Genomic DNA, 15299 nt, shown 5'->3' with positions numbered 1-15299 from the left:
TCTGAGAGCTTGGTAATGCAATACTTTTAGCTAAGTTTATAAATCAGCTCTAATAGGTTCTTAATTGACCTCCACTATTTCAGTTATCAGTTAACTTTTTCCAACTCCAGTTGATGGTAAAAATTGAACCGGAACTCAACTCAGGCCTATTGAGATTTTGTATTCCCTGTGTCCTCACAGGAGTAAAGATTCCCTTTCTGGGTCGATTGGATATAGCGTTTTTGCGCTGCACAAAGCTTCCCGTAGGCAAAGGAACGTTGATATCCCTCGATAGCTTGTCTAGCTTCTTATAGAGGAGCTAACCTGCTTCGCCGATCCAGGGTATACCGCTGTTCCCATATCCATTGTTTCCTTAGTTCCAATTGGGATATATAGTCATTTCAGATAAGAATGAAACACTTTTTCGGCTGAAACTCTTTCAATGCAAGAAACGCTTATCTCAATCTCAACTGAAATGACTATACAATTTAAATGCCGAACCACTATACTAATAACTGTTTAACTCCCCAATCATACACCTACTTCCTCCTTTGGAAGCTAACGATTCAATAAATAACCAAATACTTTAACTTAAACGCCAGTTGTTGACTAAGGTTAGACTATCGTGATCTATTGCAATAAATCAAAAAAAAATTACTTATTTATATATATGGCTCAGGCGGGATTTGAACCTGCGACCTTGGGCTTATGAGTCCCCTGCTCTAACCACTGAGCTACTGAGCCTAAATTTTTAACCATTCATAATCATAGCACAGAATATTGTAATTTATTCAATCCTTTACTATTTTTTTCTTAAAAAAACCAAACTAGATTTAATTTGCGCCCTAAATTTATTTATATCCCTGTCCCCATTTTAACTTACAAGAATGGGGATATTAACATTTTTCAAGTTGGAGACGTTGTACTGAAAATAGGAAGATTTTCAGATGGGATTAGGGAGTTAGAATAAGTTCTGAGTACTAGGAGGTCTTGATTTGTTCCCATTACATATTTACATGTGTTGGGATAAAAATAACTGTACTATATAAAATCATCCCAATTTTGGCACTCCACGGCATAAATCAGCGTGGATTTGTGACTAGGAGTTGTAAATCGGGTAAAAACCACGATTTTCACATTGCTTTAACTAAATTGTCAGTAGCATACCGTAGTACGTATACACCAGTAATTCACTAGGGGGCATCAATTGCCACTACTCTCTCCGGCCAAAATACCATTGAGGCTACCTTTGAAATTTTTAGTTAATTATAACACATTTTTTTGACTACGGATAAAAATCCTTTGAGTCCTTTGCATCCAGCTGTTCAAACTGGCACTTTTCCGACTTACCGAAATTTTACGATGATTATGCAATACCTAACCTAATGATATGCCACTCCCGAACGTAAAAGAGCCATTGGATTAACAGCTCCATTTCCTGTTGGATGAATTTCAAAATGTAAGTGTGGGCCAGTACTACGTCCAGTGCTTCCCATTTTAGCAATTAGTTCACCCTGAGCAACTTTTTGACCTTCTCTCACAAGAATTTGACTGTTATGAGCATAGACTGTCAGACTACCATTGGGATGCTTAATTTCCACTAAGTTACCATACCCTCCGCTATTCCAATTAGCATAGGTGACAACACCAGGAGCAGCAGCAACAATAGGAGTACCAGTAGGTGCTGCTATATCAATACCACGGTGCATTCTTCCCCACCGCCAACCATAACCAGATGTTAGAGTACCCTTACTAGGCCATGTATACCCAGTAAATTGCATTGAACCACCAGGTAAATAGGTATCAGCTTTACCCAAAGGTGGCAAGTCTGGAGAAACCATTTTTCCTAGTGAAGGATTATTCAGAATCTCATTAAAGTTAGCTCCTGTTGGTGATGTGGCCATGAATGATGACCCTTGAGATTGACTAATCTCTCTTTCTAGGGGTAGTTCTTTAACAACTGTAGCAGGATTTCTGATTTCAGGTCTGTTAGTTCCCATTTCTTCAGACCATTGTGTGGTCTGGCTGCTACTTACTTCTTCCTGATAAGTTGGTTGTAAGTACCTACTACTATTGTTCTCAGTCAGAATTTGAGAATTATTCGGTAAATTCTGTTGTGAAGACCACGGCTCAGGTACTGGAATATTTATTGCTTCTGAGGTTATTATTTGAGAATCTTCAAGTTCTTTTTGATTATTATATTCCTCTCTTAGCCTGCTTATTTCTGACCTCAAACGGTTAGCATAAGGATTGTTTTGACCTTCAGATTTTGCTGTTGGTAGTAACTCATCACTCTCAGTATTTATGTCCACTGGTAGTGGTTGAACGGGTTGACTATTACTAAAAGAATTTTGTCTAGATTCCCTTGCACCTAGATTATCAGGCCATACTTTATTAACTAAGGGATTTTTAGGGCTATCTGTAACAACCAACTGTGTTAAAGTTGAAAATTCTTTTGGTTTCTTGTGTATTTGATGTTCTTGATCGTTTAGACCTTCAGACCAAGAAACTAGTTGTACACTTCTCTGTGGTGCAACTTCAGCTCCAGTCAAACTTGGTACGCTGTACGATAAATAATTAGATTTTATATTAGGAAGCTTGGCTTCAGGAATATTGAATTGGTTAGCTGTAGTTTCCAAAGAAGGTTGACTAAATTCCTCTTTTGTAGAATTGCTACTGGTAGAACTTACCAGTTTTAATGATTCAGAAAATGGTTGCTGAGGAATTTTAAGTAATTTAGCTGCTTCAATTACGTCTAGATTTTTGATATTATTAGCTCTAGCTAATACTTCGACAGATACATTGTTTTCCTTGGCAATTAAACTTAGCGTGTCTCCCACACGCACCTTATATACCAATGAAACTGGTGTAGATGTCATCTCAGAATCAATAACCACTGCCCCTTGTAGTTTAGTCCCTTCAGCCTTGATTGACTCTTGAGCAATATCTATTTGACTATCACCTACTTGTTTAGCTGTGGGACTATTGTCTAATTCAGAGGATGTGGCCATCTGTAGAGCTGGTTCTTCAACAACTAAATTTTCTGATTTGCCATTTCTATTTTCTAGGAATTTTTCCTTTGATTTATCAAATGACTTTCCTACGGGATCAGAAATATACTGCTCATACCTCAACTCCAGCGAACTTTTTGTCGAGAGGTTTTCTGGTTTTTGGACAGGATTAATTTCTACTTTTAATCGGTCAATTAGCTTACCATTACTGCCTATTGGCTCCTTGTCCTGTACTTTAGCCAGAAGTCCTAGAGGAGGCAACTCATTAGTTTCTAATTTATTAATTTTCGGTTCAGAAAAAACTAAAGTCTCTTTCTCTTGTTCAGATTTTCTGGCTTTAGTCTGGCTATATTTGTGTTGAAGTTCTATAGGAAAAAAGGATTTTTCTCCTAGTGTATGTTCTGAGGGCAGGACAGTCTCAGGTTGAGTTGCTTCAACTTCAGAATCAGTATTTTCTTCTACCTCTACATACCCTTGGGTTAATTTCTGAAGTAGTAGACCTTTTGACCTACTAACTCCAGTAACATTTAACTCTCTAGTTGAAAGTTCATGTTTGTTAGTGTCCACTCCAGGAAGTTCGGCTGCGACTGCGATATTGCCTTTCCCAGACAACAGGATGCCTGATGCACCCATAGTGGTTGAAATGGCAGCAAGTCCAATCATGGCAGCAGCGGAAGAAGTTTTTTTGCTACCAACTATACTTATTTGTTTTGACTGATCAATAGTTGCTTCTGTGTGAAGTTCACAGATAGCGGCAGATTTTCCTTTACTTGGAAATGTTCGTTTCAAAGAACGACCTCCTATCGACAAGGGTTTAACTATCCTTAATGAATTTTTCTTTGTCAATGACATAATTCACTCTATTTTAGAGATCAAGATCACTGACAAACATCAAACTTAGGCTAGGGTATCTTGGTTTCATAAAAAAAGCAAGGATAATTTTAATTTGATTTTTATTTAATGGCCAAAAATAGCACAAAAAAAGTAACTAACTTTTAAGGCACTAAATATTACAACATTCTTGCTCGTAGTTTATTTTGGCCATGTTATTTGGAAATAATCCAATTGTATTTTTCTCTGAATTATTTAGTCCTTTAGTAAATACCCTCTAGACGAACAAAAGGATTTCAGGAGAAAATATCATCTAAATTTTGGTATACACTAACTTGGCAGTTGTGGCAATTATTAGATATATAGAAATTTCTTATATATAGATAGATATAGAATTACAGACTTTATGCGTCATACTTATACAGAGCAAAATGACCCATTAAATACTTATAATTGGAATATTTAAGAAGTTAAAGATTTTTGAGCGATCAAAACTATATTTAGTGTGGCAGTATAGTTTTAATTAGGGATATATGATGTTTTTCATCATTAATATACATATCTGTAAATAGTAAATAAAGATTATAAATTTATAGATATTATCAGAATAATGATTTTAACTCAGATAATCCAATTGACGCCTGGCTTCAAATAAACCCAAGGCAGCACTAACAGAAAGATTTAAACTACGAACCTTTGGCTGTGTCATTGGTATATAGAGAGTTGCTACACAATACTCTAGGACATCTTGTGGTAGTCCATTAGTTTCTGAACCAAACAATAGCCAATCATTTGTTTGGTATTGAAATTTAGTATAATTAGAAGCTCCCTTTGCACTAAAACCTACCAGTCTTCCACCTCGTTGCTGATGATAGGTTTGAAACTCTTTGAAGTTATCGTGGTCATATAGTTTAACATAAGGCCAGTAATCTAAACCTGCCCGTTTCAAATAGCGATCGCTAATTTCAAAACCCAAAGGTTTTACTAGATGTAATTCTGTATTAGTAGCAGCACAAGTACGAGCAACATTTCCTGTATTTGGGGGAATTTGCGGATATACTAGAACAATTTGAGGCATTAAATCAATTTATTTTGATATTGAGAACATTAAAGTTGTTAGCTAGAAGATCCTACCTTTAAGTTTTAGGATTTCTCTGAAAATTCAATAATTCAATACAATATAGGTATAATAAAAACTTAACTATATGCCTAATATAGCAATTAGGTTTTTCTCCCCNTGGCTAAAAATGGCTCTTTGCGTAGCATTCCGCAGGAAAACCTAGATATATCAGGAAAAAGGTTGGTTAAATGTAAAACCTTGACTATATAAGGGTTTGACGCTGTTATTAACATATTTTTTGCCAAAGTACCGGTAAGGAAGAAGGAAGAGAGAAGAAAATTTTCAAGAAGGAAAAGTAGATATTTCTCAAGTTTTTATATCATGTCCGGATAAGAGCGTGATCAAAAAACTTTTTTCTTCTTATCCTGTTCTTCTTCTTCCTTCTTCTTTATTCCCTCCTGATATCATGTCCGGTTGAATAATTAGACTTTGGTGGAAGGAAGGCAGAAAGCAGCTATGCTGGAGGCAGAAGGTTTTCTCCTATTATCACCTTAATTTTATACACGCTCCGATGCTACCGGAAATGATATGACTCCTGACTCCTGAGGACTGACTCCTCCGTCGTTATTTATTTTATAACTGTTCAACCGGACATGATATTACACCAACAGACATAATATTAATCAGTGATCGCTGATTGTATTCCGGTCTCTCACGGCCAGTTTTGCTGGCAATTTTCCAGACCACTTAACATATATTGGCATGAATGTCAAAATAAATTTTGTCGTATTAACACTCTTGATCGACTTCTGTAAAATTAGCTATACTGGCGAAGAATAAAATTTTAAGGAAACACAAGGAAACAACTGAATGGTTGCAACACCCGTCCAAATTAAACACGAAGTTAAAGACCAGTCCCTAGCTCCTCTAGGAAAACAAAGAATCGAGTGGGCAGGCCGAGAAATGCCTGTTCTACGCCAAATTCAAGAACGCTTCGCCAAAGAAAAGCCATTAAGCGGAATTAAATTAGCAGCTTGCTGTCATGTGACAACCGAAACTGCTCATTTAGCGATCGCTCTCAAAAATGCTGGTGCTGATGCTGTATTAATTGCCAGTAACCCTTTATCTACTCAAGATGATGTAGCTGCTAGTCTGGTAGTAGATTATGGTATTTCTGTGTTTGCCATGAAAGGAGAGGATGCAGAAACTTATCTGCGTCACGTTGAAATTGCTTTAGACCACAGACCTAATATTATTATTGATGATGGTAGCGACGTAGTAGCAACCATGGTCAAAGAGAGACAAAGTCAACTTAGCGACCTCATTGGTACTACAGAAGAAACTACTACAGGTATTGTTCGTCTAAAAGCAATGTTCAATGATGGGGTGTTGACTTTCCCTGCTATGAACGTTAACGATGCGGACACCAAACATTTCTTTGATAACCGTTACGGTACAGGTCAATCTACTTTAGATGGTATCATCCGTGCTACTAATGTTTTATTAGCTGGTAAAACTACTGTTGTTGTAGGTTACGGATGGTGTGGTAAAGGTGCAGCTCTCCGCGCTAGAGGTTTAGGTGCAAATGTAATTGTAACTGAAGTAGATCCAGTTCGCGCTATTGAAGCTATCATGGATGGTTTTAGGGTGATGCCAATGGCGGAAGCTGCTCCTATAGCGGATCTATTTATTACTGTTACTGGTAATAAGCACGTTATTCGTGGCGAACATTTCGATGTGATGAAGGATGGAGCGATCGTTTGTAACTCCGGTCACTTTGATATTGAAATTGACCTAGAAACTTTGGGTAAAAATGCTACTGATATCAAGACAGTTAGACCTTTCACTCAACAGTACACACTCAAGAATGGTAAGTCTGTAATTGTATTAGGTGAAGGTCGTTTAATTAACTTAGCTGCTGCTGAAGGTCATCCTAGTGCAGTTATGGATATGAGTTTTGCTAACCAAGCATTAGCTTGTGAATATTTAGTTACAAATAAAGGTAAATTAGAACCAGGTTTACACTCTATTCCTGTAGAAGTTGATAAAGAAATTGCTCGTTTGAAATTACAAGCAATGGGTATTGGTATTGATACTTTGACTCCAGAACAAATCGAGTATATGAATTCCTGGACTGTTGGTACCTAATTTATTTTTTAAGGAATAAGAATCTAGTTTAATCTAATTTACTATTCCTTTGTGATTTTTAGTTTTATTTTGCTTGAAATAACCCCGGTAGAATCTTGGTAAAATATCCATAATTTTATCTGGGTTTTTTATATTTGTAGAATGCTATTTTCTATATTAGAAGCTTGTAATATCATGTCCGGTTAAATAGTTATAAATAATAAGGGAGGAGTCATTTCAGTTATTAGTTATCAGTTATCAGTACCTCCTACTGTTTGCGCAGCATTCCGCAGGAAAGCAGGAGGCTTGAGATACGGAGTTCTCTTTCTCTTGGTCGATTAGATATGGCGAGGAGACCCGTTCTTACAGACCCGCTCCGAAGATCGCCATCTCTCGACCGCTTTTTCATCCCATTAAAAGGGCAGGCTTGAGACCTTATTTTTTGGTCATAACTCAGGACTCAGAACTCAGGAGGGAAGAAAGAATAAAGAGGAGGAAAAGGAGAAAGTTTTTTTGATCACTAATTATCCGGAGACGATATAATTAGTGATAAATAATAAGGGAGGAGTTAGAACTAAGGAGGGAAGAAAAGAGAATTTTAAGGTATAATATCAAATCAGTTTAATTCGGTATAAAAAAATGTTCCATCCTCAGCGCCATTGCCAAATCTTTCTTGAGATCCCCATCTTCCCACACTACCCACACTCTTTATTTAATTACACCAATACTATCGAATTTGATATAAGAAGGAGAAAGTTTTTTTATCTCTAATTAAACTGATTTGATATTATACATCTGAGTGCCGCACTTGTGTCAGCTGCGGTCACGGCGCCGTGTCATTATATGTATACCTATGCTTATTGTCGCCGGTGTGGCAGTCAGGTCAGACTGAGAAGGCTTGTGGGACAGCACCACGCAATACCATGTCACCCATGCTGCGCTGTTAACGTGCCAGTATTAGTCGCCTATCGTACTCCAGAGTTACGGCGAGTAGAGAGAGAGTTACCTAATGCTGATCGCTTTGAAGTTGATAATACTGAATCAGACAATACTGCTGCTTGCTAAAGCTGGAAAACATGGACAGGAGACAGGAGACAGAAGACAGGAGACAGGAGACAGGAGACAGGAGTTAGGGGAATTTAGAGGAGGTAGGAGTAAGAATTTTAAGAATGATTTTTCTGCCCAATTATGTATGCACCTAAAATACTAACTTTGGTAGATTTTTTATTTTCTGGTTGTGACTAGATAATGAAGACAAGGAAGAAAAAAGCTTAAAAGTAAGACAAGCCAGATTTTTTCCTCTTCCCTCTTCCTTCTGAAAATAAAAGCAATTTTTATCCATTAGGCGTTGGTTAATCAAGCTATGAAACCTAAATTTTGCAAATATAAAATGCTTTTAAGTTAATAGTTAGGCAACTGCCATTAAAGCACAATCATAGCCAAAATCACCAACGCCAAATTATCAATTCTTTATCAAAATAATTGGGTCTAAAAACTCGCCTTTTAAGACGAAATATTTTTGTTAAATCCCCGTTAAAAAAATAACTTCTGACTTCTGACTTCTGACTTCTGACTTCGTTAATCCTCTTCCCTCTTCCCTCTTCCTTCTTCCTTATCTTTTATGAATTTTCACCTCAATCCGACGATTACGTTGCCGATTAGTTTGAGAATTATTTTCTACTATAGGACTAGATTCTCCATAACCAATAACCAAAAAACGGTAGCGATCGCCCATATTTTTTGAGAAATATTCTGCTACTCTTTCTGCTTGCAAAAATGATTTTTCCTGATTGACCTTGACTTTACCTCGATTATCAGTATGACCAGAAACACTAATTGTCATTTCTGGATAATTTTTCAATTCACCAATTAAATTATCTAAAATTGACCTTCCCTCAGAACGAATTGTATTACTACCAGACTCAAACAAAACATCACTAGGAAGAGTAACCATCATTGTCTTTTCACTAAAAACTGGCTGAGAAGGCTTACTTATTACTTCTTGATTCTGACGATCAGATATAGGCAAAGCTAACTGTTGAGCTATTAAGTCCAATCTTGCCTCTAAATTTCCATCTAATTTTCTCACACCCAGTTGATTTTCTAAATTCCTGGTACGACCAATTAAACTATTTAACTGTGTTTGTAACTTTTGAAGCTCTGTTTGTAGTTCCTGTTTTTGTACCTCAGTCAGTTCAACTTGAGGCGTAATAATTTCTGGGGTAGATGCGGGAGTAGACCTTGAGGATGGAGGTAACTTTTTCTGAGATACTATACTTCTAGCACCACGGAGTAATTTTTCTGAGATGGGTATATCTTGGGAAGTAGAAGGATATTGAAAAGCGATCGCCATTCCCAAAACCCAGGAAAAACCGCTAGTTACCATCAGCAGCAAAAATCGAAATATTAAGGATAGTATTAACAAAACCATTCCCGGAGACCTAGTATTAGGAGTCCGGTCGGGAGAAGATTTACTCACGGTTTTCCCATTCGTTGATTATTCTGATTTGATACTACCTCAAAAACTGAATTTGAGACATAAGACATAATACCGGAGTATAACTTTATCTTTGTCTTTTGTGGGTTGAATACCTCACTATCATTTCAGTTATCAGTTATCAGTACCTGTGCCTGTTTGCGCAGCATTCCGTAGGAAAGTCCTATGCTTTATAAACATCTTTCTTCACACATAACTTGCTTGACAAAATAAACAAGTTATGTGTTCATGTTTGAGAGGCTTTTTCCTCAAAAATCATGTATTGAAAAGTAAATTTTTTTGAAAACTTAAGTAGTTTTACTTAGCCAAATTTTTTCTTTCTCTCTTCTCCCCTGCTCCCTTCTCCCCTGCTCCCTTCTCCCCTGCTCCCTGCTCCCCTGCTCCCCACAAAATTTTCAGAAGTTTCTTATTAAAATAATATGGGTCGCGCAACCCCGCCGGGAAATGGCGAAATATTTTTGGAGGGTTGCTCAAATCCCCGTTACAAAAATAACTTCTGACTTCTGACTTCTGAATTCTGACTTCATTAAAGGGGGTAGAGTAGATACCTTCTGCCTTCTACCTTCTGCCTTCTGCCTTCTTCAGTTACCAAGGCTCTACTTCCAATAAACCATTTTCTTGAAACAATACCTTAAACTCAACTATAGATTGATTATTCTCCTCACCTAATGCTTGCTTATTTAGCAAATCTGGCAGAGGAATTTTATCTACCTCATCAGCAGCTGCTGGATTTATGGGCTTATAGCCAATTATAGAACCATCTGAAGCTACTGTGACACGATAAATCAAAGCTTCGTTGACTCCTATTGTCCAAGCATTATTAATTTTTTCAGAGAGTAAATTCTCTAATCGTTCAATCTCTGCTTGGTCAGTAATTTTGGAACTGGCACTCAAAGATGTCTCTGAATTTTCTTGAGTCAGCGTCTGTTCAGAAGTATCTACCCCATCCACTTCATCTGATGAATTAATAGTAGCATTCGGTGATGAGTCCAAACCTTCAGGTGTGGGGGTAGGATTAAAACCAGGTTCTGAAGTACTGTTAGGAGATGCCTCTAAATTATTAATACTTTCATTTGACTGTGGTTGAGGATCTTTAGGACGTTGTACTTCTGGAATAGGGACAAAGAATAAGGCCAGACTAGCTAATGCCAAACCAGACATTCCCACAGCAGCAGGTATAACTTTCTGAGCTACAGGTTCTCCTAATTTTGCATCTTTTCGAGACACGGGTCTTACTGCCAGAGAGAAACCAGGTAAAGTCAAAGAATCAGCAAAAAACTGGTCCACCGCCTCAACCAAATCAAATAGTTGGACTGTGTTTAAATCAACAATTATTCCAAGTTTTTGATCTTGAACATTGCCCTCAAAAACTGTCAATCTGTGTAGATTAGTATCTATTCTTTGTAAATGCACCAATTCTTGACTATCACTTTGGTGTCTAGGCAAAGATATTCCACTGAGAAATTCTTGGGCATAACTACTGACTTGTCTGACCAAGCTTTCAAAAAAATCTCGTCCCCCAGTTAATGATGGCTCTTGGCCTTGAATCTGACATTCAGCATTGGTCAAAATAGATAATACCTGCCCTTGACTTAAATTAGGACTTCCAGTTTCACTCAAACCTTGCAAAATCAACTTACAGTTAGGCAAGCTGTACTGACGTTGAATCGTCATTGCACTTCTGCTCCATAAAATTAAAACTAATACAATATAGTAATTTCATTTGAGTTGCGTAAAAAAAACTTGGTCGCTTTTAGGTAACAGGCAACAGCTCATCTGGCAACAGGTTAAGAAGGTTTGCCGGATTTTTTACTGTTATAGTCATTCTGAATAAGACTGAAACACTTTTTCAGCTGAAACTCTTTCAAGGCAAGAAACCTTTGTCTCAATCTTAACTGGAATGACTATAGTAAATAACCAACTCTTGTTTAGACATCTCATTTGAAAACGCTATAGCTCGCAAAAAGTGACATTTTTATTGTATGGCAGTCGAAGGAAAGGTTAGGACATATAAAAGTTCAAAGCTCAGACAAAGCAAGCCTTTTCCTTCTTTCTTCTGCTATACAGATATTTTAATTAACTTCCCTACTGCTTTATCCAAAGCCATCGGCAGTATATTGTCCACAAGTATTAACGGTAGACCTTACCACATTTAATCAATTGTGCCTGACATTTTGGGGTCTCTCCAGAACTACTAACTCACTTTCTCAAGTTAATAGACATCTCCAAAAATCAAAAATCAAATCAATTCTTATATTTCTCCCTTTTGCCTGTTGCCTGTTGCCTGTTCTCCCTTTTAACTTACTTCCCCATCAAACAGACTAATCCAAAACCTTTGCATACCCGTTGTACCAGTACAGAATAATAATTTACCCAATAACTCTAATCCTAGTTGATTTAACTTTTCCTCTGAATTGTAGGCCATTACACCAGACCGCCTGGGGTTCATACGACTGCGAAAATGTGCTCTAAACTGTTCTAAATAAAAAGATAATTGTAAATGATTTTCTATTGGTAACTGTTTTTGATTTAACTGCTGGTAGTCAAACAAAAGTTTCCGAATCGGAACAGTTAAACGTTTAGCCAAATGACCAGTAATAATCACTAAAGCTTTGGCCTCATTCAATGTCAAGGGACGACGTTGACTATTCAGACGTAGGGGATTTGTACTACGCAGTCGCCACAAAGAAACCCGATTTGGAATAATCCCTTGTAGATCTAGGTCTTTGACAACTTTGAGCATAACTTCTGCTCCTCCAAGTTGCAAAGCTTCAACTGCCAAAAGAATTAAATCAATTTGGGTTTTAGTTCTACGAGGACACCCATTATCGGGGAGAGGTATATCTGGTAAATTCTTCAATATTAATGGTGTGGACGGAATGGGGGCAGTGTTCAATTCCATTACTTTATTTATTGCCAATATTCAATACTTCGTTATAATATTTTGGTAAAAATGTCAATATAACTAAATAATATTAATTACTATCAAGAATAACACCCAATTATAGATTTTGTAATCAGTCTAAACAGCATCATTAATGTCAATAGAAACTCCGGTCTACATTTAGAGATATACTTTTCCCACTGAGGAATTTTTTTGAATTTATCTAAATCTTATAACTTTTGACTAAAATCTATGGACCTAAAAAATTTAATTCGCGAAATTCCTAATTTTCCCAAATCAGGAATTTTATTCCGAGATATTACGACCCTTCTCAGTGACCCAGAAAGTTTACATTATACTATTGACATTTTGGCAGAAAAATGCTTAGAATTTCAACCAAACTATATAGTGGGTATAGAATCCCGGGGTTTTATTTTTGGTGTCCCCTTAGCTTATAAGTTGAATGTAGGTTTTGTACCAGTCCGCAAACCGGGAAAATTACCAGCAGCAGTATATTCAGTTACTTACGATTTAGAGTATGGCCAAGATACGTTGGAAATGCACCAAGATGCCATGGCAGCAGGCAGTAGGGTTTTAGTAATTGATGATTTATTAGCTACAGGTGGTACGGCAGCAGCTACAGCTCAATTAATTGAAAAAGCAAGTTGTAATTTAGTAGGGTTTGGCTTTGTGATTGAGTTAAAAGACTTGGGTGGGCGTCAGAAGTTGCCTGAAGTGCCAATTGTTAGTTTGATCGAATATTAATTGAAAATTAGAAGTCAGAAGCTAAGTATAATTTCCGTTAATTGACTATAAAATACAAGCAATATAGCATTGGCAGTGAGGTTTTAGTTATTTAGCAAAAGCGCTGTAAAATTCAGGCAACGTTAGATTTTGCCTTTAACAGTAGGCATCTTGCCAGCTTCGGGGTGTACCTCACACTTAGTGGAGGGAGTCTACTATAACTATTGTAAGGGCTAAAGCCCAACTACAAACAAAAACTTTATTATCAGTAATTATCCGAATATAAACCCCTTTTTCCTCAGATAACTAAAGCTTTCTTCCTTGTTCCTTCTTTCTTCCGCAAGTTAATGGATAAAAAATTGAAGTATAGCAAACTAAAACAATTAATTGCCAGTGAAACTTTTGCTTATGTTTTAAAGAGATTATTACAAGCAATTTTGACTTTATTTCTCGCATCTGCTCTGTGTTTTGCCATAATTCAGTTAGCTCCAGGTAGTTATATAGATACTTTAAGTCAAAATCCTCAAATTTCTCAAGATACTATTAAACAACTTGAGCAACAGTTTGGTTTAGATAAGTCGCCTTTAGAACAATATTTACGTTGGCTAACACAAATTATTACCAGTGGCAATTTTGGTAGGAGTTTTGTCTTTCAACAACCAGTGGCCGATCTATTATTGGAGCGAATACCAGCTACTTTAGTTTTGTCAATTTCTTCCTTAATAATGACCTGGGCGATCGCTATTCCTCTTGGTATTATTGCTGGAGTTAATCAAAACCGTTTTTTAGACCGTTTTCTCCAATTAATTAGTTACACTGGTCAAGGTTTTCCTAGTTTTATTACTGCTCTATTATTATTATTTTTAGCTCAAAATCTTTCTCCTTTATTACCAGTGGGAGGAATGCAAAGTATCGATTATGATGAGCTATCTTTTGTGGGTAAAATTTTAGATATGGGTTGGCATATAATTTTGCCAACTGTTGCTTTAAGCATTACCAGTTTTGCTGGTTTACAGAGGTTAATGCGGGGGCAATTATTAGATGTTTTGCGACAAAATTATATTCAAACGGCAAGAGCTAAAGGTCTTCCGGAGAATCGAGTAATTTATGTTCATGCCTTGAGAAATGCCATTAACCCTTTAATCACATTATTGGGATTTGAATTTGCCAGTTTATTAGGTGGTTCGTTTATTGCTGAATATTTCTTTAATTGGCCTGGTTTAGGAACTTTGATTTTAGAGGCAGTAAGAAATCAGGATTTATATTTAGTTATGGCAAGTTTAATGATGGGTGCTTTGATGTTAATTATTGGTAATTTATTGGCTGATTTATTGTTGAAAGCTGTAGACCCAAGGATTAAATTGGAAAATCTGAAGTGATTTAAGGAGTCAGGAGTCAGGAGTCAGGAGTCAGGAGTCAGGAGTCAGGAGTCAGGAGGAAATATTGGAGGAATAGTATTGATAATTTCAGTATTTCTTTGGTACTGTCGGTACTATCAGTCCTTAAATTTTATTTATAACTGATTATCCGTTAGCGTAGCTCCCCCTCGGGGGGAACATGATATAAATTACTACATAAAAAATGGTATCAAACCTATCCCCATACGACTCTTGACTCCTGTCTCCTGACTCAATAGCAGTAACCTAAATATTTGTAGCAAAGATTTATCAAACTGGTATTATGACAGAAACAATACAAGCAGAACGAGTTACGCTTTATGATTTGATAGATAAATTTAATTTTAAATTGAGTGAAAATCCTGCTTTTTTTAGGGAATGGCAAGATAATTTACCAGAGATTAATCAAAGGGAAAAACAACAATTGCATCGGGTTAAAAATAATTATTTTAATTTAGCGATGCGTCCCATGGTAGAAGATATGGTTAAAATGGTGGTAGTGTCTCCTTTATTAGATTTAGCGGGTTTTTTTACCTCCTTTTTATACTACTGCGGAGAGTTCTATAGAGATTGAAGAGAGAGATAAAGGGTTAATTCTTCGGGGTAGAATTTATGTTTTGGTCTTACAAGACCGCTTCTGGGTTTTGGTTATTGAGTCTAAGCGATCTGCTCGATACTAAGAAAATCGACCGCGTTGCCGGCATCTTGGGCAATTGGAATGGTCCAAAAGATTGCCACTGCCATTGGCGAAGCGCACAAAGCTGGTCTT

The 15299-nt window shown here is 36.8% G+C and carries 12 protein-coding genes and 1 tRNA gene; 6 read left to right on the top strand and 7 right to left on the bottom strand.

Features of this window, described 5'->3' with window-relative positions; genetic code table 11:
- Positions 1 to 650: 650 nt before the first annotated feature.
- The 3 genes from F6K13_RS01185 to F6K13_RS01175 all read right to left on the bottom strand — a co-directional run bounded on the left by F6K13_RS01185 (position 651) and on the right by F6K13_RS01175 (position 4899).
- A tRNA-Met gene (locus F6K13_RS01185) sits at positions 651 to 723 on the bottom strand.
- Between the two features lie 638 nt (positions 724 to 1361).
- A complete protein-coding gene (locus tag F6K13_RS01180; protein WP_287286692.1) occupies positions 1362 to 3779 on the bottom strand; it encodes a peptidoglycan DD-metalloendopeptidase family protein in 2418 nt (805 codons plus the stop codon).
- Between the two features lie 658 nt (positions 3780 to 4437).
- On the bottom strand, positions 4438 to 4899 hold the full coding sequence (locus tag F6K13_RS01175) for a tRNA (cytidine(34)-2'-O)-methyltransferase (RefSeq protein WP_124147594.1): 462 nt from the start codon (positions 4897 to 4899) through the stop codon (positions 4438 to 4440).
- A gap of 852 nt (positions 4900 to 5751) precedes the next feature.
- On the opposite strand from F6K13_RS01175, the gene ahcY reads away from it, so the two are divergent.
- The 3 genes from ahcY (at position 5752) to F6K13_RS01160 (ending at position 8218) form a co-directional block, all read left to right on the top strand.
- A complete protein-coding gene (ahcY, locus tag F6K13_RS01170) occupies positions 5752 to 7029 on the top strand; it encodes an adenosylhomocysteinase (protein ID WP_124142831.1) in 1278 nt (425 codons plus the stop codon).
- Positions 7030 to 7908: 879 nt separating this feature from the next.
- The gene (locus tag F6K13_RS01165; RefSeq protein ID WP_287286691.1) at positions 7909 to 8073 is read left to right on the top strand and encodes a hypothetical protein; all 165 of its coding nucleotides are present in this window, start codon (positions 7909 to 7911) and stop codon (positions 8071 to 8073) included.
- Positions 8036 to 8218, top strand: a complete 183-nt coding sequence (locus tag F6K13_RS01160) for a hypothetical protein (protein ID WP_161564544.1) — start codon at positions 8036 to 8038, stop codon at positions 8216 to 8218. Before F6K13_RS01165 ends, F6K13_RS01160 begins: the two co-directional genes overlap by 38 nt.
- 402 nt (positions 8219 to 8620) lie before the next feature.
- Here the strand turns inward: F6K13_RS01160 and F6K13_RS01155 are convergent, their stop codons facing one another.
- The 4 genes from F6K13_RS01155 to F6K13_RS01140 all read right to left on the bottom strand — a co-directional run bounded on the left by F6K13_RS01155 (position 8621) and on the right by F6K13_RS01140 (position 12407).
- Entirely contained in the window at positions 8621 to 9487 is an 867-nt protein-coding gene (locus F6K13_RS01155) for an OmpA family protein (protein WP_240038964.1), read from the bottom strand.
- A 315-nt stretch (positions 9488 to 9802) separates the two neighbouring features.
- On the bottom strand, positions 9803 to 9979 hold the full coding sequence (locus tag F6K13_RS01150; protein WP_161564936.1) for a hypothetical protein: 177 nt from the start codon (positions 9977 to 9979) through the stop codon (positions 9803 to 9805).
- Between the two features lie 111 nt (positions 9980 to 10090).
- Positions 10091 to 11179, bottom strand: coding sequence for a DUF4335 domain-containing protein (locus F6K13_RS01145; RefSeq protein ID WP_124145199.1), 1089 nt, complete (start codon positions 11177 to 11179; stop codon positions 10091 to 10093).
- Between the two features lie 622 nt (positions 11180 to 11801).
- Positions 11802 to 12407, bottom strand: a complete 606-nt coding sequence (locus tag F6K13_RS01140) for a DUF3038 domain-containing protein (RefSeq protein ID WP_124145227.1) — start codon at positions 12405 to 12407, stop codon at positions 11802 to 11804.
- A 234-nt stretch (positions 12408 to 12641) separates the two neighbouring features.
- Between F6K13_RS01140 and F6K13_RS01135 the strand changes: the two genes are divergently transcribed.
- From F6K13_RS01135 to F6K13_RS01125, 3 genes are all read left to right on the top strand, one after another.
- Entirely contained in the window at positions 12642 to 13154 is a 513-nt protein-coding gene (locus F6K13_RS01135) for an adenine phosphoribosyltransferase (RefSeq protein WP_124145198.1), read from the top strand.
- Between the two features lie 338 nt (positions 13155 to 13492).
- A complete protein-coding gene (locus F6K13_RS01130) occupies positions 13493 to 14512 on the top strand; it encodes an ABC transporter permease (protein WP_287286690.1) in 1020 nt (339 codons plus the stop codon).
- Between the two features lie 301 nt (positions 14513 to 14813).
- Complete coding sequence (locus tag F6K13_RS01125; protein WP_287286689.1) at positions 14814 to 15104, top strand: hypothetical protein; 291 nt, start codon at positions 14814 to 14816, stop codon at positions 15102 to 15104.
- The last annotated feature ends 195 nt before the right edge of the window (positions 15105 to 15299 follow it).

The sequence above is a fragment of the Okeania sp. SIO2B9 genome (genome assembly GCF_010672505.1).
Classification (GTDB): Bacteria; Cyanobacteriota; Cyanobacteriia; order Cyanobacteriales; family Microcoleaceae; genus Okeania; species Okeania hirsuta.
The sequence above is the reverse complement of the archived record's forward strand: the minus strand, read 5'-3'. Positions and strand labels throughout refer to the sequence as shown.

Bases quoted from the DNA above. Each gene is read 5' to 3' on its own strand.
- F6K13_RS01125 (WP_287286689.1), top strand. From the start codon at position 14,814: ATGACAGAAACAATACAAGCAGAACGAGTTACGCTTTATGATTTGATA.
- ahcY (WP_124142831.1), top strand. From the start codon at position 5,752: ATGGTTGCAACACCCGTCCAAATTAAACACGAAGTTAAAGACCAGTCC.
- F6K13_RS01145 (WP_124145199.1), bottom strand. From the start codon at position 11,179: ATGACGATTCAACGTCAGTACAGCTTGCCTAACTGTAAGTTGATTTTG.
- F6K13_RS01175 (WP_124147594.1), bottom strand. From the start codon at position 4,899: ATGCCTCAAATTGTTCTAGTATATCCGCAAATTCCCCCAAATACAGGA.
- F6K13_RS01135 (WP_124145198.1), top strand. From the start codon at position 12,642: ATGGACCTAAAAAATTTAATTCGCGAAATTCCTAATTTTCCCAAATCA.
- F6K13_RS01140 (WP_124145227.1), bottom strand. From the start codon at position 12,407: ATGGAATTGAACACTGCCCCCATTCCGTCCACACCATTAATATTGAAG.